This window comes from Rummeliibacillus sp. JY-2-4R (assembly GCF_053847205.1).
Genome location: NZ_CM132623.1, coordinates 2,683,182 through 2,710,097 on the forward strand (window position 1 = coordinate 2,683,182; position 26,916 = coordinate 2,710,097).

The following is a 26,916-nucleotide window of genomic DNA, read 5'->3' on the forward strand; positions in this document are numbered from 1 at the left end:
ATAATTCTTTTAGCACTTCTTTCTCCCCCTATTAGTTGAAGTCATTTAATATCTATCTAATCACTGATTGCGTAAATGATTTTTCAATACTTTCCCACTTGCATTTCTAGGCAGGCTTCCAATCAATTCAACTTCGTGAGGTAGTTTATATTTTGCTAACCATTTGGAACAGTAATCGATAATTTTATCTTCAGAAAGTTGTTGTCCTTCTTTTACAACCACAAATGCTTTTGGAACCTCCCCGTAGATTTCATGAGGGATTCCCACCACAGCAGCCTCTAACAATTCTGGGATTTGATATAGCACTTCCTCTACTTCTAATGGGTATACATTTTCTCCCCCCCGTATAATCATGTCTTTTTTCCGATCGACAATATAGAGCAATCCATCTTCATCGAATCTTCCCAAATCTCCACTAAATAGCCAACCATCTTGTATTGTTCTAGCTGTAGCCTCTTCGTTCTTCAAATAACCTTTCATCACTTGTGGCCCCTTTACAACAATTTCTCCTACCACACCAATTGAAAGTGGTTTACCAAATTCATCTACTACCTGTACTTGTGTTCTTGGAAGTGGTGCACCAACTGAGCCAATCTTCTCTAGTGCTTGATGGTCCTTAAGGGATGTTGCAGCAGGTGAATTTTCTGTTTGCCCATATAAATTTTGTACGGCTACATTTGGGAATAAGGCTTTTACTTTTTTCACTAATTCAAATGGCATAGGGGCAGCCCCATAAGTAAAGAGACGCAGATTTGGAAGTTGTAAATCTTTCATTCTGTCCGTATTCAATAAAATACTGTACATTGCTGGTACCCCAAAAAAGATGGTGATATTTTCTTGTTCCAACGTATTCATTGTTTTTTCAGGAGAGAATGCCTCTTCAATGACCATTGTTCCCCCCGCATAGATTACCGGTATACAAAATACATGACTGGCTGCACAGTGGAATAATGGGGTGACAATTTGCATTCGATCTTCTGCGTTCAATTCCAACGATTCACCCCAAATTTCTGCAGTGGCCACTACATTTCCAGCCGTCAGCATAACCCCTTTAGGCTTACCAGTTGTACCAGAAGTATAGAAAACTACCGTTGTTGTATCATCATCTATTTTCTCAAGCATAAATGGAATAGATTGATCTGCTAATACAGCTTCCAACGTATTATTACCACCCACTTGCAGATAATCCTCAAATCTTGTGTATGCATCCGGCACTTCATTTAGAATGGATTTCAATTCAGTATCATAAATTAACGCTTTTGCCTCCGAATGTGTAAAAATATAATCAACTTCAGGAGCTACAAGCTTTGTATTCACTGGCATGAAACTAAACCCACCTAATTGACAGGCATAATAGCAAACTAGAAAATTGTCAGAGTTATTCAAGTAAACTGCAATAATATCTTCTTTCTGGTATCCTTTTAACTGGAAATGACCTGCTAATCTTTTGGCTTGCTCATAAAAAGTAGCATAAGTTGTATTTCTACCGTTAAATTGTGTAATTAATTTGTTCGGATGTTGTTTTGCATGGAATGCTAATTTTTCTCCAACTAACATGATTGATCCCCCTGTTCTTTTATTAAATTGAATTTATTTCATTATTTTTAATAAATACTCGCTATATATCTCTTGTAACTCTTCAATTGTCTTATCACCATTAGGTTTGTACCATTGTTGAATCCAATTCATTGCTCCTAACAAAATCATGCGAGCGATTTTCATCTCTTTAATTTTGAATTCCTCTGTCTTTATTCCTTCTTCAATTACGCAATCAAACCAACTTGAATATTCATTTCGCTTTTGAAGAATAGGTTCTAATTGATCCGCTTGAAACGTCTTTTCCGGTTTAATAATCATATTGAATGTTTCCTTTTTTTCAATGGCATATTGAATATGTGAGGTAATCATCAACTTTAGCTTTTGCTCATTCGATATTTCTTTATTAAATATAGATTCTAGTTCTAGAGTCGCCTGTTCCAATACCAATATGTGACATTGGAAGATTAAATCTTCTTTGTTTTTAAAATAATAATAGAGAGAACCTTTCGTCATAAGAAGCTCTGCAGCAATTTCTTCCATTGTTGCACCTTGGTAACCCTTTTCATTTACTATTTTTATGGCAGATAGAATGATTTCTTCTTTCTTTTTCTTTAACTTTTTCTCCGAGAGCTTCATTTAGATGATTCACCTTTCTTTTTTATAATTTTTTATTATTGTATTGATGTTGCTTCTGAAGTATGTCATCTTTTTTTACTCTGTTTGAATTTTGAATCTGGATGAAATGACGATTTTTATGAACTTTTTCACTTTAAAATGAAATTTTGAAATTTCCGTTTGAAATTTGAATAACAGCTTTCAAAGCTAGCTATTTATTTAAAATAACAAAGAGGTGTCTTAAAAGTTTTTCCACACTTTTAAGACACCCCTTGTAAAAACAGAGACGCTGTTTATACCTTCAATTACCTGCTATTGTTACCAGAAAAATGCTGAAGCTAAACCAATTCCAATAATTGTACCAATTGCAATTCCGATACCAAATCCTCTTCTAGGGAATCCGAAGAATGGTCGACCGAAACCTCCATATCCTCCATATCCATAATAGCCTAAACCATATCCCCCCATGTTTCCTTGAGGGCGAATCCAGACCATATCACGACTTACTCTTGTAATTTGACCTACATGAACGTTGCCATCTCTACATTTAATTCTTACCATTCTGCCTTGATATTGGTTACATAAATTATAAACATCAGACGGATTCATTTATTTCCCTCCTCCCTAATTTTTTTCACATACAAGTATGCGCCTTGTATTATATGGGGTAAGGAATGATGCTGATTGGACAAAGGGCTATATTTATACATTTTTGATTCTTGATTATTTTAAAAACAATACATTCGTCTTTACATATGATACTAAAAAAGCAAAAAAAGGATGAGATAATTGTCAGTAGTCCAAACACAAAAATGGCTTTATGAATTGGTTAAACAATGCAAGGAGAAATCTATTTTGGATTATGCCTCCATACAATGTGAAATCCTTTGTAATCCATTAAAAAAAGCATTTCCAACGGTTCATCCTCAATTGATGCAACAAGAACTATTGAGCCATGGATTATTCGAACCATTTGAGTGGTTTAAAATAGAAACGATTGTAAATGAAATGGAAAAACAAAAAGTTTGGAGTATAGTGGAAAGTGAATATCAATATTTACAAAAATTATGGAGTGGCCCCAATGTACCTATCTATATTTTTCCAATTAAAAAGGGGGTATTTGGATTTAGGAAAGAGCGGAAGAATGGAGTGGCCTATAAAAATGCCCTTTTTTTATTTTTGTCTCCTGAAATTGGAAAGACAGAAGTAAAGGCAATGCTAGCCCATGAATATAACCATGTTTGTCGGCTTAATTTGTTAAATCTTGCTCCTGAAAGAACACCTTTAAAGGACTCCATCATTATTGAAGGGCTTGGTGAATACGCAGTAAAAGATTTGTATGGTGAAAAGTTATTGGCCCCATGGACAAATTTATATCAAATGGATTATGCCATTAACATTTGGAAAGAATATTTCTTACCCTCATTGAATGTTAGAGATTTAAAAAATCATCAACCTTTTTTATATGGTCAAAAAGGGAGCCCCTTTCCTAAATGGATAGGATATTATATCGGGTATCAAATTGTTAATACCTATCAAGAAAATAATGGTCCATTCAAAAATAATGAATTGTACACTAAGTCAGCAGATACATTAATAAAGGGATCAAAATTCCCATTAAAATACGATTAAGTTTTAGAACATTTTAAAACCCTAAATTTAATAAACTCTCCGTATTTTTCTATGAATTTGTTGTGTTTTTCCCACAAATTGTACAAATCCATAGAAATTATTTCGCTTGCGTCCATATCAACTAAATCACTTGGGATTATTAGAGTTTGATTACTTATTTTATTTATATTCTTAAAACCTACTTGTTGTAATTTTGTGATCCACTCATTTTCATTTAAAATTTCTTGAATCTCATAGAGTTTGCTTACCTTTTTTCTCACCTTTTTAGGGGTGTTATGTTCTGCAGTCATTTCAATCAGGATGAAAGTTCCATCCTTTTTTAAAACTCTTTCTACTTCATTTAATGTCTTTGAGATATTCGTAAATGAGATGACAGACTCTGAGATGACAAAATCAAACGCATTCTCTCCAAAGTCCATATTTTGTACATCACCTAAAATGGTATTAATTTGAAGTCCCTTCTTTTTAAATCTTCTTGTTGCTTTTTCGATCATCGTATAGTTATTATCAATTACCGTGACATCACATTTAAAATGCTCAGCTAAAAACGCAGCTGTCTGACCAGTACCACAGCCTATATCTAGCACCTTTTGAGATGGTAAGATTGCTATTTCTTCAAATATGGATTGCGTTAAAGGAAATCCGCCAGGATGAGCACCTCCTATTCCAAATTGAGCAAGTAATTCAATATATCGATTTGCCACTTGGCTCCCTCTTTTCAAATTTGATAGTACTATCATATGTAGGTATGAAAATGTCGGAAGTGTACGAAACCTAGCTATGATTAATATTAAAAAGAATTTAAGCAACACTTGGTTGTAAATAAAAAAACATCCTGATTCATTTGATTTGACTCAAAAAAGTTAGACATTAATCTAACTTTTAAGGGGCAGTTCAATTTTAGTCAGGATGTTTTGCGTGTTTTTAGTTGTTTTGTTTTATTAAGATTTAAGTCTTATTATATATCCGGTCTTCTTAATGATTGTGATGATGATTATGCTCTGCATCATTTTTACATAAAACGGTATTCACATGTTTATGTGAATCTACTTCAAGCTGCACAGTCATATGACCAATCCCTAGATGGAGTAACTTATGCTCTAAATCTTGAAGTACTACTTGGCAATTTTGTAATGTTAACGAATCATCCACAACTACATGACAAGAAAGTGCATTTTGCCCACTCGTGATGCTCCAAATGTGTAAATCATGTAGATCGATTACGCTCTTTGTCTGACGAATAGTTTGAATAATCATATCCAATTCTATATTCGAGGGCGTTCCCTCCATCAATACATGTATAGAGTCCTTTGTTACATGATATCCACTATTAAGTACTAAAACGGCAACGATTATACTTGCTAAAGGGTCTGCCCATTCCCAGCCAAAAAGCATGATGAGGATAGCCGCAACGATTGCTCCCACAGACCCCAGCATATCACTTATTACATGTAAAAAAGCTGCACGCATATTCAAGTTATCGTGGGTATCTCCACCTCGCAATAAAATCCATGCAACAAGAATGTTTACTAATAGGCCTATGATTGCTATTAATAACATGCCATTTGAAGATATGTCTTGAGGATGTGCAAAACGTTTGATTGCTTCAATCAAGATAAAAACGGCGATTACGATCAATGTCACACCATTGAATACTGCTGCCAATATCTCAAATCTTTTATATCCATACGTATTTCGATAATTTGCTACCCTTACACTAAAGGTAAAGGCTAATACGCCAATTCCAAGGGAAATCGCATCACTTACCATATGTCCAGCATCTGATAACAATGCTAAACTATGTGTTAATAATCCACCAATAACCTCAACAATCATATAAAGTGTAATAATACAAAATGCGATTAGCAATGTCTTCTTATTTGCTCCATGTGTATGATTATGGTTATGTCCCTCATGTGAATGTCCCATACATATCTCACTCCCTAATTGTGCTTTGCATGATCAATGGTTTGTTGCAAGATAGCCATAACATGCTCATCATCTTGCGAATAATATAAAGTCGTTCCCTCACGACGAAATTTTACTAATCTTAAATTTTTTAAAAAGCTCAATTGATGAGAGACAGTTGACTGTTTTAAATTTAATATTTCACCAATTTCATTTACTGAATGCTCATTCTTGCTTAGGAGATTTAATATGCGAATACGAGTAGGATCGCTGATTGCTTTAAAAGTTTGCGATACTAAGAACAAAATTTCTTCGTCTAAATCTTCAGTTTCAAACGTTTCTTTTTCTTTACTCATAGTAAGGCTCCTTTCATAAATGCATCTTCTAATTGACTATATGATTATCTATTCATATATGAATATTATATGGAGCGTTATTGGAAAATGTCAAAGGAATGATCAAATATTTTAAAAATAATTAAAAGAGCCACCATATTAGTAATATTCTCACTAATATGGCAGCTCATTTTATTCAGATTCATTGTCTTTTTCATCTGGTGTTTTTTTCACATCTTGCTGTGGGTCTTGCTTTTCAAAATGTGCATCGAATAGCATAGGTGTTCTTTCCAGTTGTTCTATAAATGAGCGACTTTTGAATCGCATACCTGTTTGCTCTTCGTATATGGTAGTGACAATTTTACGGATGAAGTATTTTGTTTCTTTTTTTAAATTCAGTTTGCCAATTTGCTCGATTGGCACATTATAAAACATTCGAATAAGTTTAACGTGTGTTGGAGTTAAGCGAATTAGATAGGGGTCTCGGTGGAAGCAGCGATGGCATAAGAAACCGCCTTGTGTAAAGGAAAAGGCAAACTCACCTTCCACTGCTCCACAACTTGCACACGCATGTAGAATTGGCTGAACGCCTGTATAAGGAAGCATTTTCCATTCCACAAACATAGCAATAGCCTCTGGATCATATCCTTCTTCAATCGCATGTAAGCTTTGGGAGAGAATATCAAATGCATAAGGCTCTTTTTTATCTGATTCTATTAAACGATCTACAATCTCTATAATATAGCTAGCATAGGCTGTTGCTACGATATCTTCTTGGATATGTCGCATGGATTCTAGTGGCTCCCCTTGTTGCAATGTCCCCATGCCACGACCTTGCTGAATCATAAAAGTTCCATGAACAAAGGGTTGGCTAATCGCAGCTAAACGGCTTGAGGGCTTTTTCGCTCCTCTAGCCATTGCAGCAATTTTGCCAACCTCTCTTGTCATTAAGGTGACGACTTTGTTTGTCTCACCATAAGGTCGTGTTCTTAAGACAATGCCTTCCCATTTATTCAGCAATTGTCTTCACTTCCTAATATAAATTTAATTAGTATTCATCATCACGGTAACCGTAGTCACGAAGTTGTGATGCTCGATCACGCCAATCTTTTTGGACTTTTACCCAAAGTTCTAAATAGACTCTGCTTCCAAGAAGTGTTTCGATATCTTTGCGGGCACGAGTACCGATTTCTTTAAGCAAAGCACCTCTTTTACCAATGACAATCCCTTTTTGCGAATCACGTTCTACAATAATAGATGCATTAATACGGACTAAATCTTTGTTTTCGTCTTTTGCAATTTTTTCAATTTCAACTGCAATTGAGTGTGGCACTTCATCACGAGTTAGATGAAGCACTTTTTCACGAATTAGCTCTGCAATGATAAATCGCTCTGGGTGATCTGTTACTTGATCTGCAGGGTAATATTGTGGCCCTTCTGGTAAATATTTTTTCAATGTATCAAGTAATTGTTGTACATTATTTCCTTGAAGTGCTGAGATTGGAATGATTTCAGCGAATTCAAATTCATTTTTATATGATTCAATAATTTCAAGTAACTCATCGGGATGAACGGCATCTATTTTATTGACAACCAAAAAGACTGGTGTTTTAGTGCCTTTCAACATTTCCATTACGTATTTGTCTCCAGCACCTAGCTTTTGAGTAGCATTTACCATGAACATGATCGCTTCGACTTCACGTAAGGCATTTTTTGAAACCTTTAGCATGAATTCACCAAGTTTATGTTTTGGTTTGTGAATCCCTGGTGTATCAATAAAAATCATTTGCGAATCATCCGTTGTATAAACACCTTGAACTTTATTTCGTGTCGTTTGAGGTTTATCACTCATTATGGCAATTTTTTGACCAATTACATTATTTAAAAAAGTGGATTTCCCAACATTAGGACGTCCAACTATTGTGACAAATCCTGATTTAAAACCTTTATTTTCCTGCATTCATTAAATCCTCCGGTGAAAAGGCACCTGGTAGCAACTCTGCTACAGTTGTTTCTTTAACATCGCCTTTCATATTTGTTAAGTATACTGGCATATTTGGTGAACAAAATTCTGAAATAACTTGTCTACAAGCTCCACATGGTGCACAAGGACCATCGGTATCAGCTACGATTGCAATTGCAGCAAACTCTCTTTCGCCTTCAGATACTGCTTTGAACATCGCTGTACGTTCTGCACAGTTTGTCATAGAATAACCTGAGTTTTCTATATTGCATCCTTTATAAACTTTCCCATCAGAAGTTAATAATGCAGCACCAACTTTAAATTTTGAATATGGAACATAGGCTTTTTCTCTACCTTCTTTTGCAAGTTCCATTAAATTGTTTTTATCCATTAAATACACCTCTACAATAGAAAATCCATCCATTTTGGTAAAAAGATTAGTATTCCGATTATAACACTGACACACGCAAAAACCAATACAGCACCTGCTGCGATATCCTTTGCAGCCTTAGCTAATGGATGGATATCTTGCGTCGCCAAATCCACCACTTGCTCAATAGCTGTGTTAATCATTTCAAGGGACATCATTAAGCCGATTAGGATAATTAGAATCATCCATTCCGTTTTAGTTAATCCAGTAAATACGCCTAATATTATAACGATGAATGCAACCATTAAATCAAATCGGAAGTTTTGTTCATCCATCACTTGTTTAATCCCTGCAAGTGCATATTTAAAAGAGTGGATAAACCGACGTATGTCCATTTTAATCACGTGTTAAGCCATAAGATTCCAATATCTCATCTTGTTTACCAAACATAATCTTCTCATCTTCAGGCACCATATGGTCATATCCTAAAAGATGAAGAAAACCATGAACAGCAAGGAAGCCTAATTCACGTTCGAACGAATGGCCATACTCATCTGCTTGTTCTTTTGTACGATCAATGGAAATAATCACATCGCCCAAAATGCGTGGCATTCCTTTAGCAATAATTGGCGTTTCGCCTTCTCCTATTTCTTCAAGGGCAAAGGAAATCACGTCTGTTGGCGCATCTTTTTGACGGTATTCTCGATTAATCTCATGAATAGCCTCGTTTGTAACAAAAGTAATTGAAATTTCAGTTCCATCTTCAATACTTTCTACCTTTGCTGCATGTTGTAAAAGTCCTTCTACTAATTCAATATCAGACTCCTTTACTTTTCCTGTTTCATCTAAAAAATCAATATTTAAACTCAAAGTATTTTGCCTCCTAGGCTTATTTTGGCTTCGGATATTCGATACGTGAATGGAAAATTCCATTTAATGTTTCACAAAAAACATTCTCTACTTTAATTAACTCTCGAAAAGAAAGATCACATTCATCAAATTGTCCATCCTGCAACTTATCTTGAACAATGTTATGAACTAGCTGTTTAATACCATCTGAAGTTGGGTTCTTCATTGAACGCACAGCTGCTTCTACACTGTCTGCTATACTTATTATAGCAATTTCTTTCGTTTGTGGCTTAGGTCCTGCATAGCGATAATCACATTCATGCACTTCGGAGTTTATATCTTTTTCTTTATAGTAAAAGAATTTCAATAAGCTTGTACCATGATGTTGCCTTGCAATATCAATTATTTCTTTTGGCATTTTATGTTGCTCTAATATTTTAGCACCATCTTCAGCATGTGCAATAATTATATCTCTACTAGTACTTGATGGCAGTTGATCATGGGGATTAATCCCCGACATTTGATTTTCCACAAAAAAACCAGGTCTTTTTGTTTTTCCAATATCGTGATAGTAACAGCCGACCCGAGCAAGCAATCCGTTTGCTCCAATAGCTTCACAAGCTGCATCGGCTAAATTTGCGACCATGACACTATGATGATATGTTCCTGGTGTCTCCATCAAAATTTTCTTTAGTAATGGATGATTAGGATTTGATAGTTCTACAAGTCTATAAGTTGAAAGCATTCCAAATGCTGATTCAATAAACGGTTGTAATCCCAAAGTTAAAGCGCCAGAAAGAATGGCAGAAGCAATTGCTGCAATAAAATAATAGAGTAACTCTTTTGGTCCATAATTTGATTGCGAAAGAAGCAAATAAAATGCGATAAACGCAATATTCACAGCTGATACATAAAGGCTTGTCGTCATTAGATTGGATCTTTTTTCTTCATTGCGCATGAAATAGATACTTGCAAATCCAGCAAAGACAATATATAAAGATACCTCCATTTGTAAAACAGAAGAATAGCCTTTTTGAAATACAATGCCACCAACTGCTGAAGTCATCATTGTTGCAAGTATAGCGATACGTTCATTGACGATTACCCTAATTAACATAGAAACGACTGCAGCTGGGAATAAGAACCCAACAATAACATCAAATTCACTAGATACTAAATCTAATAACTCCATTACGATGATTGACGATATATAAATGATCATAGTAATGATTATGTTTCTTATTTTTACTTTTGTATCAGTTTTCCAATTATAGAATGCCGCATAAAAAAATGACATTTGTAACATTACAAATAGCGCTAAGCCGATTATTGGCTTAAGCGATTGCTTATTCGAAATCATACCAGTAAGTTGCAATTGACGATAAACGTCACGATCAATGACTTGCCCTTCTTGGACGATAATTTGTCCAAGTAATATCCTTGTAGGATCCACACTTGCCTTCGCCTGTTCAATTCTTTCTTTCGTTTGCTCACTGTCAATCTTTTCAGTTTCTACTATGGAAGTTCTAGCAAACGGTATAGCGATTGATCGAAGGACATTTGGAATCATAATACTTTCGCGAACAGATTTTTCAACGCTTGCTTTTGCATCAGTAACTTGTTCTTGACGTATTGGCTCTGATAATTTTTTTTCAACAATTGTTGCTAAAGCATCTCTCGTATCGATCAATTCTTGTTCATCTTGAGACAACAAAGTGGAAAGCTCTTGATTAGTAAATCTTATAATTTGTCCATTTGAATCAATCTTATCAAGTTTTTCACCTATGCTTTTAATTTCTTCTTCTAATACCTTTTCACGGTTTGAATTCTTTTTATTATTCTTGGAAGAATTCTTTATTTCTATTATGTAGTCGAAAGTGGATTTAATGATAGCTGCCTGGTTTTTAGCAACATCAGGTGAAAATGAATAGACAGGGCTAACTTCACTCGCAACTCTTTCTCTATCTTCTTCTGTTTTTTGTGTATCCTCTACTGTTTTAACTGAGCGGATTGTTTTGGGAGACAATTGAAATAGCTTTATGTCATAATGCTCTGCCTCTATGTCTCTGACCATGAGGAAAAATTGTATAATACCTGTTAGTGCTAATATGATTGCTAACAATAAAGGAAATCGTACATATCGGTGGAGTGTTTTTATGATATTAATCACTTTGCCACCTCCCATCTCTTTTATCATACCAACTGTCAGAATTTTTTCCATAATTATTTTGAATTAAAATAGCAATTTTATTTTGTTTTTCCAGAAATTAGAATACTAGGTCACCTATTGTCTTTAAAATAAAAAATCAGAAGTACAATTATGCACCTCTGATTTACCGTTATTTTTGTTGTTCATATGCCTGAATAATTTTTGCAACAAGAGGATGTCTTACTACGTCTGCCTGCTCTAGGAATCTTATCTCTATATCTTTGACATGGCGCAATGTTTTCTCAGCGCTTATTAGTCCTGATTTTGCTCCATGTGGTAAGTCTATCTGTGTTTCATCACCAGTGATTACCATCTTAGAACCAAATCCTAATCGAGTTAAAAACATTTTCATCTGAGCTTCGGTTGTATTTTGGGCTTCATCTAGGATTACAAAAGCATCATCTAAAGTACGTCCACGCATATACGCTAGAGGTGCAATTTCAATTTGCCCTCTTTCAATCATACGTGCAGTTTGTTCTGCACCTAGTACGTCATGAAGGGCATCATATAAAGGTCTTAAATAAGGATCTACCTTTTCCTTTAAATCCCCAGGTAAGAAACCGAGACTTTCTCCAGCTTCTACTGCTGGTCTAGTCAAAATAATTCGTTTCACATGGCCATTCTTTAATGCTTGTGTAGCCATTACAACAGCCAAATACGTTTTCCCTGTTCCGGCAGGTCCGATGCAAAAAACTAAATCTTTATGCCGTATCGCTTGTATATATTCTCTTTGTCCGATTGTTTTCGCTCTTATGATTTTACCTTTTGTATTACGGGCAATAACTTCATCATATAGCTCAGAAAAATATTCAACTGTGCCGTTTTTAGACATTTCAATTGCTGATACTACATCGCGTTGATTGATGTTGATTCCTTTACGAATTACTTTCAATAATTGCTGTACTAAAAGACTGGCCCTTTCCTTGTTTTCTTCCTCGCCAACAATGACAATAGAATCTCCTCTTGTAATCATTTGAACTTGGAAAGTTTCTTCGATTAATTTTAAATTGGCATCAGATATGCCAAGAAGCATGACTGCTTCATTAGGATCTTGCATTTGTAATTGAATTGGTTGTTGTTCTGTCATGCTCAGTCTCCTTAGTTAATCGCTTGTTTAACTGCAATATTTTCATTCACTAAAAACAATACTTTCCCCTTAACTGTATCATTATCAATTGTAACATTCAAAAGTTTTTCACGCTTTACGACAGTTTTAGGTGGTAATTCTTTTACATATTTTTGATGCAAAAGTGGTATAACAATATCTGACACTGACTTTTCATCAAGTGTTATCTTTTTCTCGATTAATTCTTGCTGTAAATATACCTCACCAATTGATGAAAACCACTTAGGCAAATTGACAACTTTCCACTTCTGATCATTTGTTTTTTCGTTCGCCCATCTGAAATGATATGTCTTTTCTCCCATTGTTTTGTACGTAATATTCCTTGGCATTGTAAAATCTGACTCTATCCAGTAATCTGCATAAACCTCACCTTCAGCACCATATACAATCGTTTCCTCACCGCGTTTTAAATAACCTGATACCAACAAGTCTCCATTTTTGACTGCATCATTTTCTTCAACTACTCTTTCACCCTTCTGTAAGTTAAAATGTGTAATTACACCACTTTTATTAGCGATTAAGTTCCCCTTTATGGATTGATTGGTCGATTCATTTTCAATTACGGGTGCCGCAAGTGGCTCGAAGATTAATTTACTTCCTCTTCGGTGAATATGAACCCAAGCAAGATCTCGATGTTTTGATAAAATTGACTGCCTAATTTGTGTATCATCAGGTTTATTTCTTTTCATAAATGGACCTAGTAAATGCATCCCATCTAGCGTTTCTGATAATTCTTCCGTTTGTTCTGGTGTTGCATTTTCAACTGAAACTTGCCATATCCACTGAGAAAAGAAAAAAGGAATGACAAAAAGAATCGCTAATCCTACGTAGACAATCCATTCTTTACGTAATACTTGATCATCATCTAATGATTCAATCCGAAATGAAATACCATATTGATATCTTAGTTTTCTAATAGTCGGAAGGTGTTTCCGAATTGTTTGAAATGATACCTCATTTTCAGTAGTTGTAAGATGACGTAAATCGATTTTGGATTTTGTCAGAGCACTCAAAAAAGCAGTGAGTCTCTTAGTTCGTTTGATACGAATTCGAACAATGCGGTATTCTCGACTTTTTTTCATACATCCTAATCCTCTATTCTGGTTAGCTCTATTTTTTTTAAGTTTTCCATGTCAAGTGCCAACAATTCATCTCGAAGAAGCCTTACATGAAAAGAGTCTGCTTCAATTTTAATTCGATAATCTTCATGTAAAAAAATCATGTGGTGTTCTGCAATTGTTTCAAGCATCAAATCTCCTCTGATTCTGATCGCTTGGAAGTTTTCAATTTCGATCAGAGGCATTACTTGAAATAGCCTTTTCGACATAAAAAACCTCCTCTCTTTTAAGCATATGCTCAAAGAGAGGAGTGCATGTGTTATCTTTTTGATTTGGGTGGTCCTAAAATTTCTGCTATTAAAATACTTTGTGCTAATTCATTAGTATTGCTTGGAAATTTAAGTACAGTAGATGTATTTTTTTTAACTACCGGCGCTTTTGTTTGAATTGCTTTTTGCATTAGAATCGAGCGATCATTACTATTTTGTTCAGCACGTTCAAAAATTTTTTTCTCAATTGGCGGCTTTTCCTCATTTACTAATTGCGTTGCTCTTTTTTTCAATCCACCTGATTCAGGAAATTTTTCTTCAATGTCTTGAACGGCTGTTCTCGTGTATTCTTCCATTCGTCTCATAGTTTGATCCAATTTTTTTGAAGTTGTTTTTTGCGTTCTTCGTTTAATTGGTGGTGGTGTTTTTGAAGTGTCTTCCCCTTTACTTTTTAAGAAATAACCAATAAGTGATGATATGATTAGGAATATTATGGCTTCCAAAAAACACCCCCCCTTTCTTACTAATCATCAGTTTTAGTATTGGTATCTGAACCATTTTGATTCATCTTACTAATGGAATCACGCATACCTGTATCTGCTTGTATATTCTTGTAATTCATATAATCCATTAGTCCAATATTGCCTGTGCGCAAAGCTTCTGCCATAGCCATTGGGACTTCTGCCTCTGCTTCCACTACTTTTGCTTTCATTTCTTGAACTTTTGCGATCATTTCTTGTTCAGATGCAACCGCCATTGCACGACGTTCTTCCGCTTTAGCTTGTGCAATGTTCTTATCTGCTTGAGCTTGCTCAATTTGAAGCTCTGCACCAATATTCTTGCCTACATCCACATCCGCAATATCAATCGATAGAATTTCAAATGCAGTTCCTGAGTCTAAGCCTTTTGATAATACTGTTTGTGAAATTGAGTCAGGATTTTCTAATACATCTGTATGACTTTGTGAGCTACCAATCGTACTAACAATCCCTTCACCTACACGAGCAACAATTGTTTCTTCACCGGCACCACCGACTAAACGATCGATATTTGCTCGTACGGTAATACGTGCTTTTGCCTTTACTTCAATACCATTCATCGCAACACCAGCAATGAACGGTGTTTCAATTACTTTTGGGTTAACAGACATTTGAACTGCTTCTAATACGTCACGTCCTGCCAAATCTATAGCAGCACAACGTTCAAATGTTAGTGATATATTGGCACGGTGCGCAGCAATTAAGGCATTTACTACACGATCTACATTACCACCCGCTAAATAGTGACTTTCTAATTGATTGATAGTTACAGGAAGGCCTGCTTTATGTGCTTTAATCAAAGGATTGACGATACGAGATGGTATAACTCGACGTAAACGCATTCCAATTAGTGTAAAGATGCTTACTTTAACTCCTGCAGCTAACGCAGAAATCCAAAGTGCCACTGGTACAAATGTAAACAATATGACTAATGCTAAAAAAACTACTACAATTCCTATAATAGTGAATATGAAACTACTCGTTAAAGCCATTTTATTCCTCCTAATCGATATAAGACTCTCGCACCACGATCCGAACACCCTCTACTTTTATGATTGTAACTTTTTTATGAGCATCGATATAGCCACCCTCTGTCACTACATCAATTCGCTCATCTCCAATCATAGCAGTTCCTGAAGGACGTAGAGGTGTTGTGGTCATTGCTTCTTGACCCAATAAATCTGTACGATTTTTATTTGATACATATCCTTTTTCTGTATCAGTTGCATCTTTCAAAACCATTTTGTTAAATACATTTAACTTTTTACCAAAAAACTTCATCATAATCACCATTCCTACGACAGCCACCACTAAGGCTATCAATATTGCATACGCCATATGCATTGTATCTGCCCCTGAGCTGAGTAAACTAATAATTATTGCTGCAAAGCCAAAAATCCCTACAATTCCACCAGGTAGAATTAACTCTAAAAGCAACAAAATTATACCTACTATTAGCAAAAGAATACTTTGTAAACTTGCATATCCTGCCATCATATGAATCACATAAAAAATTAATAGTGCTAAAATGCTCATGACTCCACCAAAGCTAAAATGTGGCGAAAATAATTGTAATACCATACCCAGACTAGCAAGACACAGTAAAATTGTTACTGGAAGTGGTTGGATGAACCAATCGATTAAGCCCCCTGCTTCCTGATATTCCGTTTGAGTAGCAAGTACATTTGCAAAACTAGGGATTGCAGTTGAAAATACACATATTATGGCAATTATAAATATCGATTTTTTCATCAGACTATATTTCTCCACCTCCTAATTGCATTTTCTGCTCACTATAACATACGAATGAAATTGACTATAGTTTCATTTATTTGGCTAAACTTTTTTTGACGTCCGTATTGCATAAATGGAAAGACGAACAAGAATTACTGCACTTAAAAACAGTCCTAAAAAAGAAGCTGTATTTAAATAAATTGCTGAAGTAGACTGGATGAATTGCGTTATAGCTAATAGTGAAACTGAAATAATACCTATCGTAATTCCGACTAATAGAAGCATAAAATTTGACAACCATTTATTCACAAATGTACTACTAGCTTTTTCTGAAAAGATATCTAACTTGACCGTTACTTTTCCTTTTCCAATTGTATCCGCCATGCTTTCCAGGCGTCTAGGCAAATCTTGTAATGTTGGAATTAACATAACAAGCTCTTGTTCGAGCATCTCTTTCGCGTCTTTAAGACTTTTCACTGGTAGAAAGTCTATTTTATTTTTTGATGTAAAACGTTTGGCTTCAACGAATAGATCAAACTTTGTGTCTAACACATTTAGCGTTCCTTCTAATGTGATTAGTGCACGTAATGCGACACCTACCATTGGGTAAAGCCGTAGCTCATATTTCTGTGTAATTGTAAAAAGTGATTGTACCAATTCTTCTACAGAGATGGTATTTAAATAAGATAACTGTACTAATAACTGGCTAATAGATTGTAATAAGTCTTCTTCATTTTGAACTTCTCCATCTTGAATAATATCCTTTAACCCTTCAAAAACAACCTTTGGATCATTTCTTTCAATCCCGATAAATAATGTTCTAAGACCTTGTTGTTGAATTGGACCCAATCTTCCTACCGCTCCAAAGTCTAAGAAACATGCTTGCCCTGTTTCTTCAATTACATAGATATTTCCCGGATGTGGGTCTGCATGGAAAATTCCAGTGACAAGCATCTGATGCAAAATTGAATCGTAAATCGAGCGCAATAGTTCGATTTCTTTTATACCATGTTGCTTAAGTAGCAATGCACTATCTCGAATACTGACACCATGGATGAATTCAATTACTAATATCATTCGATTGCTATATTGCTTATAAACTTTAGGTATTTCACAACATTTCTTGTCAGATGATAACGCATTGGTCATCTGCTCCATGTTTTTAGCTTCAATTTCAAAATTAATTTCTTCACGAAGGGCATCCGCAAAACCAGTAGCAAGATGATGCAAACCAATATTCTCAGCCCATGAAGATTCTTCAGTCAGCCACTTCGAAAAATGTAAAAGAATCTCTAAATCTTGAGTGATTAAGGAGGTTACTTCAGGTCTTAATATTTTGATAATGACCTCATCTCCATTATCTTTGAGGACTGCTCTATGCACTTGACCTATTGAACCAGCTGCTATCGGCTCATCATCAAAATACTTGAATACTTCCCCAAGAGGTTTCTGCAGTCCTTTTGCTAATTGTTCATGTAGTTGCTCAATAGTCATCGGTTTAACAAACTGTTGAAGCTTTTCTAATTCTTCTATAAATGCAAGTGGTAAAATATCTTTTCTAGTTGAAAGGACTTGGCCAAACTTAATAAAGATACCGCCACACTCTTCTAGTGTATTACGTAAAGTACTAGCTAAATATCGATCATTTTCATAAGATCTTTTGTAACTTAAAGTTCTCCCTACACCTTGCTTAAATGCAATCCTAAAAACTTGTGCTAGGCGTCTCTGTCTTCTAAAACTACTCCTGATTCTGAAAATAATATTGCGATTACCTGCTAATCGTTCGCCACGTTCACCAAGTTGAATAGGATCAAAAAGCTCTAAAATCAAATAAAAAAGCATTGTGATAAGTAACATACTCCCAATCCACACGAGTGTTGAAATGTTTGTTACTTCTTTAATCATGTCTTCTTTTGGAAATTCAGTGTATCTTAAATAAGAATACCAATATACAAATGTTGTAAAAACAACACTTAATATGGCAGAAAGAACTTTTTTGATCAAGTTAAGTTTTGTACCTATTAATCTGCCACTTACAAAATATATTAGGATTCCGATTCCAATTAGTTGTAAAGTTGTCCAAAGATAATTCATGGATTCACCTTCGTATTATTTTATTCGTTATGTATATTAAATCATAAAGTAAAACGCATGGCTTGTCAGAACATTTCAACTTCTTCAAAGATTAAATATCATTTTTCTCGAATGCATCGCTAAATCGTTTTAAATTCAAATTTCCCTCTTCAAAGGTAGGCAAAAAGTAAATAAGCCGAGAAATCGATTAAGATTTCTCGGCTTATATTATTTGCGAGTTTAATAAATCATCATAGTGCGTGTTTAGAACGTAGGGATTGTCTAGGAATTTAAATTACCACTTACGTTTACGTGCAGCTTCTGATTTCTTTTTGCGTTTTACGCTAGGTTTTTCATAAAATTCGCGTTTTCTTACCTCTTGAATTGTACCACTTTTAGAAACAGTACGTTTGAAGCGGCGAAGAGCATCTTCAAGCGATTCGTTTTTTCTAACGACAGTTTTTGACATCTCTCTTTCCCTCCCTCCGAACACACGTCAAAGCACAATATTAACTTTCAACTTATATAACATTGTGTACTAAAGAATTATAACTTATTACTAACTTTTGGTCAATACTATTGGGCGAATTAATAGTCTGATTTAGCACTTTCGCCTTGCATGATCTTAACACCAGAGCTTGCACCAATTCTTGAAGCTCCTGCTTCAATCATGGATTCTAAATCTTCCAAACTTCTCACGCCACCAGATGCTTTTACACCGATTTCAGGACCAACTGTTTTACGCATTAAAGCAACGTCTTCAGCTGTAGCTCCGCCAGTTGAAAAACCAGTTGAAGTTTTTACGAAGTTAGCGCCTGCTGCTACTGACAATTCACATGCTTTTACTTTTTCTTCGTCTGAAAGAAGGCAAGTTTCGATAATTACTTTTACTAATGTTCCGTTAGCTGCTTCTACAACTGCTTTTATATCATTTTCAACTACATCAAACTGTTTGCTTTTTAAAGCACCGACATTAATAACCATATCAATTTCATCAGCACCATTTGCGATTGCATCTTTTGTTTCAAACGCTTTAGTAGCACTCGTAGATGCTCCTAATGGGAATCCGATTACTGTACAAACTTTAGAAGTTGCATCTTTCAGTTCAGCAGCGCTTAAACTTACCCATGTAGGATTTACACATACTGAAGCAAATCCAAATTCTTTTGCTTCTGCACATAATTTTAGTATTTGTTCTTTAGTTGCTTCGGGTTTTAGTAATGTGTGGTCGATATATGAAGCATAGTTTTTAGTCATTCTGAAAAAACTCCTTTAAATTAAGAGATGTACGTACCTCTTAAGTCTATCATGCTTTAGTATATCTTTTCCACAAAAACGTTAAACAATTCAACTGGAACTGTTGTTATTCAAAATTTAAATAATAAGCTTTGAATTACGATATCTATTAACAAATATTTTTCACTTCACACTTTCTTTTAAGTATTTGTCGACACCTTTTGCAATTGTAGAAGTGAGTTTACCAAGATATTTTTTATTTGATAGATTTTGATCATCCACTGGATTTGTGACATATCCTAATTCCACTAATATTACTGGTACCTTTGACCAGTTAAAACCGGAGAGATCACTTCGATAACTTATCCCATTTTGATAGAGTAAAAATTCTTTTCCAACATTCTGCACGATTGTTTTGGATGCTTTTTGACTTTCTTTAAATACATCACTTGTGTATGGATTGTTTTTTGATGGTGCAATGATGGAAAAACCTTTTGCATTTATATTTTCCGCTCCATCTGCATGTACTCGAATAAATAAAGCAGACTTGTTTTTATTTGCTATTTTCGCACGTTCAAGATTTGATAAGTCTACATTATTTGTATTCCTAGTTAATACAACTTGGTACCCCTTTTTTTCTAAGGTTTTTTCAAGCATTTTGGAAGCTTCTAGTGTGATGGCATATTCAGGTTTTCTTGTAACGATTCCCATTGAACCGACAGTCGCTTTATATTTTGTTTCCGTCGCTTTTGGAGCAACTGGCTCTTGGCCTATATTTGCCTTCATCTGATGGCCTGGGTCAATAGTAATCACTATTTTTTTCTTGTTCTTTTGTTTTTCTAAAGTATTCTCGATTTCTTTCTTTGTTGTGCTCTGATCTTGTTTCTTTGTTTCTTCATTACTTGGCTTTTTAGTAATTTTATCTGCATTATTCGAGTTTAAATGATTCGACTCACTTGCATTCAATAATCCTTGGTTCGTTTGATGATTGACTATCAATATCACGCCTGAGACAACGAGCGTCATAATGATTAAAGATAGTGTTAGTTTTTTCATCTTTATCGCCTCAATTCATTGTTACCTATAACTATAACAAAAAAGCCTAGCATTGGTCGCTAGGCTTTTTGACATATTCTAAAAATTACGCTTCAACTGTGTCCAACACTCGAACAAATTGTGCGTGAGAATGTGGATATCCAGCTTTGTCAATTTTCACTTTTACTAATTTACCAATCATATCTTCCGTACCTTCGAAGACGATTTTCATATAGTTTGTTGTATAGCCTGTAAGTAATCCAGCCTCTTCGCCTTCTTTTATCACTTCTTCAGGAATAACTTCTAGAACTTGATTTTCAAATTTTGAAGCATATTCTTTTGCAAGTTGATCATTTAAAGTTAGAAGACGATGTACGCGTTCATTTTTTACTTCTTCATCAATTTGGTCTTCCATGCGAGCTGCAGGAGTACCTGTACGTTTAGAATATGGAAATACATGTAGTTCAGCAAATTTGTGTTTTGCAATGAAATTGTAGGTCTCCATAAATTCCTCTTCTGTTTCACCTGGGAAACCTACGATTACATCAGATGTTACAGCTAAATCAGGCAAAACTTCACGTAGACGATCTAATCGTTCACCGAAAAATTCCATTGTATACTTTCTGCGCATACGTTTTAATACGGTATCAGAACCAGATTGAATTGGAATGTGTAAATGATTTACAACAATTTTAGAATCACGTAACACTTCAATTACCTCATCTGTTAGCTGACTTGCTTCGATTGAGCTAATGCGTAATCGTTTTAATCCTTTAACATTTGATTCAATGTCACGTAAAAGTTGTGCTAGATTATAATCTTTTAGATCTTGTCCATAACCACCTGTATGAATACCAGTTAAAACAATTTCTAAATAACCTGCATCCACCAGCTGTTGTGCTTGGTGAACAACTTCTTTTGGATCACGTGAACGCATTAGGCCACGAGCCCAAGGAATAATACAGAAAGTACAGAAGTTATTACATCCTTCTTGAATTTTCAAAGAAGCACGTGTGCGGTCTGTGAAGTATGGAACATCTAGTTCTTCATACACTCTGTTTTTCATAATATTTTTTACTGCATTAATAGGTTGGCGTTCTTGTTTATATTGTTCGATGTATCCGAGCATTTTAGTACGATCTTGAGTACCTACGACAATATCAACACCAGGAATAGCCATAATTTCTGCTGGTGACGTTTGTGCATAGCAACCAGTAACACAAATAACTGCATCAGGATTTTTTCTTATAGCACGGCGAATAACTTGGCGACTTTTTTTATCACCTGTATTCGTAACAGTACATGTATTAATGACATATACATCCGCTTGATGATCAAATTCTTTACGTTCATAACCTTCATCTTTAAACAGTTGCCAAATAGCTTCTGTTTCATAGTGATTCACTTTACATCCAAGTGTGTGAAAAGCCACTGAAGACAAGGCTGCTCACCTCTTTCATTCAAATTCATAAGAAATAGCAGAAAGCACATATAAAGGTGCGGTTTCCGCTCGTAATATTCTAGGTCCAAGTGAGATACATTGACATCCTAATTGTTTTAAAGCTTGTGCTTCGTGGCGGTCTATCCCACCTTCTGGTCCGAAGATGACAAGCATTGATTTATAATCATACACCTTTTTTAGCTGTTCGGCAAATCTTGTTCGTACCTCTTGCTTGGCATCCTCTTCATCTGCTAGGAAGACAACATCATAATTTTCCACTTGTTGCAAAAGCTTTTTAAAACTAATTGGTTCTTCAATCGTCGGTATATGCGTGCGATGTGATTGTTCTGCTGCCTCTTTTGCTATTTTTTGCAATCTCTCTTGTTTCTTTTTCCCTTTTTTTTGATCCCATTTAACGATTGAGCGTTCAGCTTCAAAAGGAATAAGTTGATACATTCCCAATTCAGTTGATTTTTGGACGATTAAATCCAATTTATCACCTTTAGGTAATCCACATGCAATCGTTACATTGATTGGAAGCTCTGTAGATTGAATTGTGCGGGGTGTTTTATGCACTTGTACACCTTCATCTGTCAGCTGTATGATTTCACATATGGATGCTTCTCCATTTTGGACAACAATTATTTCATCGCCGGCACGCATACGCATCACTTTTAAAATATGGTGTGCATCATCACCGCCGATGATGGCTAAATCGTTGTCAAAAGATTCATTGATAAAATATCGTTGCATAATTACACTCCAAAGTTTAGGCTTTTCGTGAAATAATGGTTACCCAGTCTTCCATCATCATGACTTCTTCAATTTGGAACCCTGCGTTTTCAAGTGAATTCTTGACATCGTCTTTTTTTGTTTCAATTATTCCTGAAGTAATAAAGTATCCACCCGGTTTTACAATAGTATAGGCATCCATTGTAAAAGTCATAATAATTTCAGCTAAAATATTTGCTACGACAATATCTGCTGGTTCTTTCACTGTGTCTAGAAGGTTACCTTTAACGACATCAATTTGATCTTGGACTTTGTTAAGTTTCACATTGATTTTTGCTGATTCGACTGCGACTTCATCCAAATCAAGTGCATGTATATGTTTGGCCCCTAGCATTGCAGACCCTATTGCTAGTACTCCTGAACCAGTACCAACGTCAATTACATTCGAGTCTTTTGTAATACACTTTTCTAATGCTTGTAGGCTCATAACAGTTGTTGGATGTGTTCCCGTACCAAAGGCCATACCCGGATCTAATTCGATAATTAATTCATCACTTTCAACTGGTTCATAGATTTCCCAAGTTGGAACGATTGTAAAGCGGTTAGAAATTTTCACTGGGTGATAATATTTTTTCCACGCAGTTGACCATTCCTCTTCGTTAACTTCACTAATGGTTACCTCGTTTGCACCAATATTAATATCAAAATTTATGAGATTAGTGATTGCAAGTTTTATTTCTTCTACTGTTTCTGCTAAAAAGCTTGTGACAGGTAGATATGCTTTTATGATAACTCCATCTACTGGGAAATCATTGGGATCCAATTCATAAATTTCACCGTATTCATTTGTACGGATTTTACTTAGATCTTCTGAATCTTCAATAACGACACCACTTGCCCCTGCCTCATGCAAAATATTTGAGATAGGTTCTACGGCTTCGTTTGTTGTATGGATGGATAACTCCGACCATTTCACTTGCAATCACTCCTCTAATTATTCACCTTTAAATTTTTTCTTCAATTTATCTATTAATGAACTACTTTGCTCCTCTGGGATATCACCTGAGACATTCGCAAATTCACGTAATAATTCTTTTTGTTTCTCAGTTAACTTTTTAGGTGTTTTGATTTGGACAATAACATGTTGATCACCATTTCCATAACCATGAACATTTTTAACCCCTTTACCTTTCAAGCGGAAACGATCGCCTGATTGAGTACCTGCTGGGATTTTCATTTTAACGTTACCATGAATTGTTGGAACTTCAATTTCATCACCTAAAGCAGCTTGTGGGAATGTAATTGGTAACTCTAAATAGATATCATCGCCATCACGTTCAAATTTTTCATGTGCACGAACTTTAAATACGATATATAAGTCGCCTGATGGACCACCATTGATGCCAGCTTCACCTTGTCCGCTTAAGCGCAATTGTTGACCATCATCCACACCTGCTGGAATATTAACTTTAATTTTTTTGCGTTTTTTCACTGTACCTGCACCATGACATGTCGTACATTTTTCTTTAATAATTTGTCCTGTACCTTGACAGTAATTACATGTACGACGGTTAACCATTTGACCAAATGGAGTGTTGACAGTTTCAGAAATTTGACCTGAACCATTACAGTGAGAACATGTTTCTTTTGATGTACCTGGTTTTGCACCAGAGCCATGACAAGTTTCACATGTTTCTTCCCGTGGAATTTCGATTTCTTTTTCTTTACCAAAAACAGCTTCCTCAAAGCTGATAGTCATTCGATATTGAAGGTCGTCACCTTTACGAGGAGCATTCGGATCACGTCGAGTTCTTCCACCTCCAAAGAATGAGCTGAAAATGTCTTCAAATCCTCCAAATCCTTCAGCTCCACCGAATCCTCCAAACCCTCCAAATCCTTGGTTAGGATCTTGATGTCCGAATTGGTCATAGCGTGCACGTTTTTGTTGGTCGCTTAATACTTCGTAAGCTTCGGCAATTTCCTTAAACTTTTCTTCTGCTCCTGGTTCTTTATTTAAATCAGGATGGTATTTTTTTGATAATTTACGATATGCTTTTTTAATTTCGTCTTGAGACGCTGTTTTTTCAACGCCCAATACTTCGTAGTAATCGCGTTTATCCATCTTTCACACTCCGCTCTTTTCACATAATTATTATTGTACCATGTATCTTTCAAATGGCAAAAGTATTATTTAGAAGCACAAACCACCGGAAGAGGTTGTTAGCCGTCAATAACAGATGTAGCTTCCTACGCTTTTAATTAAAAAAAGCCAAAGCCCGAGGACGGTCTTTGGCTACCATACTAGAAATAAGTTGATCACCTTTCAGGCAATGTCCGAAATGGTCTTTGGCTTTTTTAAAATGCAAGATATTTGGCCTTTATAGGTGCTTTGCTTTTTTCAAAATCCTACATTATTTTTTGTCGTCAACTTCAGTGAAGTCTGCGTCAACTACACCGTCGTCTTTTTTATCTGTTGCTTCGCCTTGTGCACCAGCTTGAGCTTGTTGTGCTTCAGTAGCTTTTTGATATACTTTCATAACTAATGGTTGAAGAACACCTTCAAGTTTTTCTTTAGCAGTTTTAATTCCTTCGATTTCGCCTGCTTCAAGAGCTTTTTGTAATTCTTCTTTTGCATCAGTTACTGATTTCTTTTCGTCTTCAGTAATTTGTTCACCAAGGTCAGTGATTGTTTTATCCACTTGGAATACTAATTGATCTGCTTCGTTTCTTAGATCAACTTCTTCTTTACGTTTTTTATCAGCTTCTGCATTTGCTTCTGCTTCTTTTACCATACGATCGATATCTTCTTCAGATAAGCCTGAGTCAGATTGGATTGTAATATTTTGTTCTTTTTGAGTTCCTAGGTCTTTTGCTTTTACGTTAACAATACCGTTTTTGTCAATATCGAAAGTTACTTCGATTTGAGGTACACCACGTGGAGCTGGTGGAATATCTGTTAGTTGGAAGCGACCTAATGTTTTGTTATCTGCAGCCATTGAACGTTCACCTTGTAATACGTGAATATCTACAGCAGGTTGGTTATCTGCAGCTGTTGAGAACACTTGTGATTTTGAAGTTGGGATTGTTGTGTTGCGATCGATTAATTTTGTGAACACACCACCCATTGTTTCAATACCAAGTGATAATGGAGTTACGTCAAGAAGTACAACGTCTTTCACATCACCAGTCAATACGCCACCTTGTACTGCTGCACCCATTGCAACTACTTCATCTGGGTTTACACCTTTATGAGGTTCTTTACCAGTTGCTTTTTTAACTGCTTCTTGAACAGCTGGGATACGAGTAGAACCACCCACAAGGATGACTTGGTCAATTTCAGAAGCAGAAAGGCCAGCATCACTTAATGCTTGACGAGTTGGAACCATTGTACGTTCTACTAAATCAGAAGTAATTTCATTGAATTTTGCTCGAGTTAGTGATACTTCTAAGTGTAGAGGACCAGCTTCTCCAGCAGTGATGAATGGTAATGAGATTTGAGTTGTTGTAACACCAGATAATTCTTTTTTCGCTTTTTCAGCAGCGTCTTTTAAACGTTGTAATGCCATTTTATCTTGTGATAAATCAATACCATTTTCTTTTTTGAATTCTGCTACTAAGTAGTCGATGATTTTTTGGTCGAAGTCATCGCCACCAAGACGGTTATCCCCAGCAGTTGCTAGAACTTCAAAGACACCATCGCCAAGTTCTAGGATAGATACGTCAAATGTACCACCACCAAGGTCAAATACTAATACTTTTTGATCTTGATCCATTTTTTCTAAGCCGTATGCAAGTGCTGCAGCTGTTGGTTCGTTGATAATACGTTCAACTTCAAGGCCTGCAATTTTACCAGCGTCTTTAGTTGCTTGACGTTGTGCATCATTAAAGTAAGCAGGAACAGTGATTACTGCTTTTGTTACTTTTTCACCAAGGTAATCTTCAGCATATTCTTTTAAGTGAGTAAGGATCATTGCTGAAACTTCTTGTGGAGTGTATTCTTTATCTTCAACTTTTACTTTGTAGTCTGTACCCATATGACGTTTAATAGAAATAATTGTATTTGGGTTTGTAATTGATTGACGTTTAGCTACTTCACCTACTTGGCGTTCACCATTTTTAAATGCTACAACTGATGGAGTTGTACGAGCGCCTTCTTTGTTTGCGATAACAACAGGTTCGCCGCCTTCTAGTACTGATACGCATGAGTTAGTTGTACCTAAGTCAATACCTATAATTTTACTCATTTAAATTTC

The 26,916-nt window shown here is 35.5% G+C and carries 28 protein-coding genes; 1 reads left to right on the forward strand and 27 read right to left on the reverse strand.

Features of this window, described 5'->3' with window-relative positions; translation table 11 throughout:
- Positions 1-60 precede the first annotated feature (60 nt).
- The 3 genes from ACWV26_RS13155 to ACWV26_RS13165 form a co-directional block, all read right to left on the reverse strand.
- Positions 61-1,557: a class I adenylate-forming enzyme family protein gene (locus tag ACWV26_RS13155; protein ID WP_455895186.1), complete on the reverse strand. Its 1,497-nt coding sequence runs from the start codon at positions 1,555-1,557 to the stop codon at positions 61-63.
- 33 nt (positions 1,558-1,590) lie between these two features.
- Positions 1,591-2,175: a TetR/AcrR family transcriptional regulator gene (locus tag ACWV26_RS13160; RefSeq protein WP_455895187.1), complete on the reverse strand. Its 585-nt coding sequence runs from the start codon at positions 2,173-2,175 to the stop codon at positions 1,591-1,593.
- A gap of 297 nt (positions 2,176-2,472) precedes the next feature.
- Positions 2,473-2,763 (reverse strand): hypothetical protein, encoded by a 291-nt coding sequence (locus ACWV26_RS13165; RefSeq protein ID WP_455895188.1) that lies wholly within the window; start codon positions 2,761-2,763, stop codon positions 2,473-2,475.
- A gap of 180 nt (positions 2,764-2,943) precedes the next feature.
- Here ACWV26_RS13165 and ACWV26_RS13170 point away from each other — a divergent pair, with 180 nt between their 5' ends.
- Positions 2,944-3,786, forward strand: coding sequence for a DUF2268 domain-containing protein (locus tag ACWV26_RS13170; protein WP_455895189.1), 843 nt, complete (start codon positions 2,944-2,946; stop codon positions 3,784-3,786).
- Here the strand turns inward: ACWV26_RS13170 and ACWV26_RS13175 are convergent.
- From ACWV26_RS13175 to dnaK, 24 genes are all read right to left on the reverse strand, one after another.
- Positions 3,783-4,490, reverse strand: a complete 708-nt coding sequence (locus tag ACWV26_RS13175; protein WP_455895190.1) for a class I SAM-dependent methyltransferase — start codon at positions 4,488-4,490, stop codon at positions 3,783-3,785. The genes ACWV26_RS13170 and ACWV26_RS13175 overlap by 4 nt on opposite strands.
- 271 nt (positions 4,491-4,761) lie before the next feature.
- Positions 4,762-5,715, reverse strand: a complete 954-nt coding sequence (locus ACWV26_RS13180; protein WP_455895191.1) for a cation diffusion facilitator family transporter — start codon at positions 5,713-5,715, stop codon at positions 4,762-4,764.
- A 14-nt stretch (positions 5,716-5,729) separates the two neighbouring features.
- Positions 5,730-6,050 carry an ArsR/SmtB family transcription factor gene (locus tag ACWV26_RS13185; protein WP_455895192.1) on the reverse strand — a complete coding sequence of 107 codons (321 nt, stop codon included), beginning with the start codon at positions 6,048-6,050 and terminating at the stop codon, positions 5,730-5,732.
- 171 nt (positions 6,051-6,221) lie between these two features.
- Positions 6,222-7,049, reverse strand: coding sequence for a DNA repair protein RecO (recO, locus tag ACWV26_RS13190; protein WP_455895193.1), 828 nt, complete (start codon positions 7,047-7,049; stop codon positions 6,222-6,224).
- A 28-nt stretch (positions 7,050-7,077) separates the two neighbouring features.
- Positions 7,078-7,989: a GTPase Era gene (era, locus tag ACWV26_RS13195; protein WP_455895194.1), complete on the reverse strand. Its 912-nt coding sequence runs from the start codon at positions 7,987-7,989 to the stop codon at positions 7,078-7,080.
- The gene (locus ACWV26_RS13200; RefSeq protein ID WP_455895195.1) at positions 7,976-8,383 is read right to left on the reverse strand and encodes a cytidine deaminase; all 408 of its coding nucleotides are present in this window, start codon (positions 8,381-8,383) and stop codon (positions 7,976-7,978) included. Before ACWV26_RS13200 ends, era begins: the two co-directional genes overlap by 14 nt.
- Before the next feature lie 11 nt (positions 8,384-8,394).
- A complete protein-coding gene (locus ACWV26_RS13205) occupies positions 8,395-8,757 on the reverse strand; it encodes a diacylglycerol kinase family protein (protein WP_455895196.1) in 363 nt (120 codons plus the stop codon).
- Position 8,758: 1 nt separating this feature from the next.
- Positions 8,759-9,232 carry an rRNA maturation RNase YbeY gene (gene ybeY / locus ACWV26_RS13210; protein ID WP_455895197.1) on the reverse strand — a complete coding sequence of 158 codons (474 nt, stop codon included), beginning with the start codon at positions 9,230-9,232 and terminating at the stop codon, positions 8,759-8,761.
- A gap of 19 nt (positions 9,233-9,251) precedes the next feature.
- Positions 9,252-11,381 (reverse strand): HD family phosphohydrolase, encoded by a 2,130-nt coding sequence (locus ACWV26_RS13215; RefSeq protein ID WP_455895198.1) that lies wholly within the window; start codon positions 11,379-11,381, stop codon positions 9,252-9,254.
- Between the two features lie 169 nt (positions 11,382-11,550).
- Positions 11,551-12,507, reverse strand: a complete 957-nt coding sequence (locus tag ACWV26_RS13220) for a PhoH family protein (protein WP_455895199.1) — start codon at positions 12,505-12,507, stop codon at positions 11,551-11,553.
- Positions 12,508-12,518: 11 nt separating this feature from the next.
- Positions 12,519-13,628: a sporulation protein YqfD gene (locus ACWV26_RS13225; protein WP_455895200.1), complete on the reverse strand. Its 1,110-nt coding sequence runs from the start codon at positions 13,626-13,628 to the stop codon at positions 12,519-12,521.
- A gap of 5 nt (positions 13,629-13,633) precedes the next feature.
- Complete coding sequence (locus ACWV26_RS13230) at positions 13,634-13,873, reverse strand: hypothetical protein (RefSeq protein WP_455895201.1); 240 nt, start codon at positions 13,871-13,873, stop codon at positions 13,634-13,636.
- Positions 13,874-13,923: 50 nt separating this feature from the next.
- Positions 13,924-14,376 carry a hypothetical protein gene (locus tag ACWV26_RS13235; protein ID WP_455895202.1) on the reverse strand — a complete coding sequence of 151 codons (453 nt, stop codon included), beginning with the start codon at positions 14,374-14,376 and terminating at the stop codon, positions 13,924-13,926.
- Between the two features lie 20 nt (positions 14,377-14,396).
- Positions 14,397-15,404, reverse strand: a complete 1,008-nt coding sequence (floA, locus tag ACWV26_RS13240) for a flotillin-like protein FloA (RefSeq protein ID WP_455895203.1) — start codon at positions 15,402-15,404, stop codon at positions 14,397-14,399.
- A 10-nt stretch (positions 15,405-15,414) separates the two neighbouring features.
- Entirely contained in the window at positions 15,415-16,164 is a 750-nt protein-coding gene (locus ACWV26_RS13245; RefSeq protein ID WP_455895204.1) for an NfeD family protein, read from the reverse strand.
- Positions 16,165-16,248: 84 nt separating this feature from the next.
- Positions 16,249-18,240 carry an ABC1 kinase family protein gene (locus ACWV26_RS13250; RefSeq protein WP_455895205.1) on the reverse strand — a complete coding sequence of 664 codons (1,992 nt, stop codon included), beginning with the start codon at positions 18,238-18,240 and terminating at the stop codon, positions 16,249-16,251.
- A 274-nt stretch (positions 18,241-18,514) separates the two neighbouring features.
- Positions 18,515-18,688 (reverse strand): 30S ribosomal protein S21, encoded by a 174-nt coding sequence (gene rpsU, locus ACWV26_RS13255; protein ID WP_004227078.1) that lies wholly within the window; start codon positions 18,686-18,688, stop codon positions 18,515-18,517.
- A gap of 119 nt (positions 18,689-18,807) precedes the next feature.
- Positions 18,808-19,476: a deoxyribose-phosphate aldolase gene (gene deoC, locus ACWV26_RS13260; protein ID WP_455895206.1), complete on the reverse strand. Its 669-nt coding sequence runs from the start codon at positions 19,474-19,476 to the stop codon at positions 18,808-18,810.
- 162 nt (positions 19,477-19,638) lie between these two features.
- A complete protein-coding gene (locus ACWV26_RS13265; RefSeq protein WP_455895207.1) occupies positions 19,639-20,511 on the reverse strand; it encodes an N-acetylmuramoyl-L-alanine amidase family protein in 873 nt (290 codons plus the stop codon).
- An 85-nt stretch (positions 20,512-20,596) separates the two neighbouring features.
- Positions 20,597-21,931: a tRNA (N(6)-L-threonylcarbamoyladenosine(37)-C(2))-methylthiotransferase MtaB gene (gene mtaB / locus ACWV26_RS13270; RefSeq protein ID WP_455895208.1), complete on the reverse strand. Its 1,335-nt coding sequence runs from the start codon at positions 21,929-21,931 to the stop codon at positions 20,597-20,599.
- A 15-nt stretch (positions 21,932-21,946) separates the two neighbouring features.
- On the reverse strand, positions 21,947-22,684 hold the full coding sequence (locus ACWV26_RS13275) for a 16S rRNA (uracil(1498)-N(3))-methyltransferase (protein WP_455895209.1): 738 nt from the start codon (positions 22,682-22,684) through the stop codon (positions 21,947-21,949).
- Positions 22,685-22,700: 16 nt separating this feature from the next.
- Positions 22,701-23,639: a 50S ribosomal protein L11 methyltransferase gene (prmA, locus tag ACWV26_RS13280; protein WP_455895210.1), complete on the reverse strand. Its 939-nt coding sequence runs from the start codon at positions 23,637-23,639 to the stop codon at positions 22,701-22,703.
- Between the two features lie 18 nt (positions 23,640-23,657).
- The gene (gene dnaJ / locus ACWV26_RS13285) at positions 23,658-24,785 is read right to left on the reverse strand and encodes a molecular chaperone DnaJ (protein WP_455895211.1); all 1,128 of its coding nucleotides are present in this window, start codon (positions 24,783-24,785) and stop codon (positions 23,658-23,660) included.
- A 289-nt stretch (positions 24,786-25,074) separates the two neighbouring features.
- Positions 25,075-26,907, reverse strand: coding sequence for a molecular chaperone DnaK (dnaK, locus tag ACWV26_RS13290; RefSeq protein ID WP_455895212.1), 1,833 nt, complete (start codon positions 26,905-26,907; stop codon positions 25,075-25,077).
- Between the last annotated feature and the right edge of the window lie 9 nt (positions 26,908-26,916).

What these genes read in the sequence shown, in the direction of transcription:
- floA (WP_455895203.1), bottom strand. Translation starts at nt 15,404, where the DNA reads ATGGCTTTAACGAGTAGTTTCATATTCACTATTATAGGAATTGTAGTA.
- ACWV26_RS13200 (WP_455895195.1), bottom strand. Translation starts at nt 8,383, where the DNA reads ATGGATAAAAACAATTTAATGGAACTTGCAAAAGAAGGTAGAGAAAAA.
- dnaJ (WP_455895211.1), bottom strand. Translation starts at nt 24,785, where the DNA reads ATGGATAAACGCGATTACTACGAAGTATTGGGCGTTGAAAAAACAGCG.
- ACWV26_RS13265 (WP_455895207.1), bottom strand. Translation starts at nt 20,511, where the DNA reads ATGAAAAAACTAACACTATCTTTAATCATTATGACGCTCGTTGTCTCA.
- ACWV26_RS13275 (WP_455895209.1), bottom strand. Translation starts at nt 22,684, where the DNA reads ATGCAACGATATTTTATCAATGAATCTTTTGACAACGATTTAGCCATC.
- deoC (WP_455895206.1), bottom strand. Translation starts at nt 19,476, where the DNA reads ATGACTAAAAACTATGCTTCATATATCGACCACACATTACTAAAACCC.
- ACWV26_RS13250 (WP_455895205.1), bottom strand. Translation starts at nt 18,240, where the DNA reads ATGAATTATCTTTGGACAACTTTACAACTAATTGGAATCGGAATCCTA.
- ACWV26_RS13225 (WP_455895200.1), bottom strand. Translation starts at nt 13,628, where the DNA reads ATGAAAAAAAGTCGAGAATACCGCATTGTTCGAATTCGTATCAAACGA.
- era (WP_455895194.1), bottom strand. Translation starts at nt 7,989, where the DNA reads ATGCAGGAAAATAAAGGTTTTAAATCAGGATTTGTCACAATAGTTGGA.
- ACWV26_RS13245 (WP_455895204.1), bottom strand. Translation starts at nt 16,164, where the DNA reads ATGAAAAAATCGATATTTATAATTGCCATAATATGTGTATTTTCAACT.
- ACWV26_RS13205 (WP_455895196.1), bottom strand. Translation starts at nt 8,757, where the DNA reads ATGGACATACGTCGGTTTATCCACTCTTTTAAATATGCACTTGCAGGG.
- rpsU (WP_004227078.1), bottom strand. Translation starts at nt 18,688, where the DNA reads ATGTCAAAAACTGTCGTTAGAAAAAACGAATCGCTTGAAGATGCTCTT.
- dnaK (WP_455895212.1), bottom strand. Translation starts at nt 26,907, where the DNA reads ATGAGTAAAATTATAGGTATTGACTTAGGTACAACTAACTCATGCGTA.
- ACWV26_RS13155 (WP_455895186.1), bottom strand. Translation starts at nt 1,557, where the DNA reads ATGTTAGTTGGAGAAAAATTAGCATTCCATGCAAAACAACATCCGAAC.
- ACWV26_RS13180 (WP_455895191.1), bottom strand. Translation starts at nt 5,715, where the DNA reads ATGGGACATTCACATGAGGGACATAACCATAATCATACACATGGAGCA.
- ACWV26_RS13230 (WP_455895201.1), bottom strand. Translation starts at nt 13,873, where the DNA reads ATGTCGAAAAGGCTATTTCAAGTAATGCCTCTGATCGAAATTGAAAAC.
- ACWV26_RS13220 (WP_455895199.1), bottom strand. Translation starts at nt 12,507, where the DNA reads ATGACAGAACAACAACCAATTCAATTACAAATGCAAGATCCTAATGAA.
- ACWV26_RS13165 (WP_455895188.1), bottom strand. Translation starts at nt 2,763, where the DNA reads ATGAATCCGTCTGATGTTTATAATTTATGTAACCAATATCAAGGCAGA.
- ACWV26_RS13185 (WP_455895192.1), bottom strand. Translation starts at nt 6,050, where the DNA reads ATGAGTAAAGAAAAAGAAACGTTTGAAACTGAAGATTTAGACGAAGAA.
- ACWV26_RS13160 (WP_455895187.1), bottom strand. Translation starts at nt 2,175, where the DNA reads ATGAAGCTCTCGGAGAAAAAGTTAAAGAAAAAGAAAGAAGAAATCATT.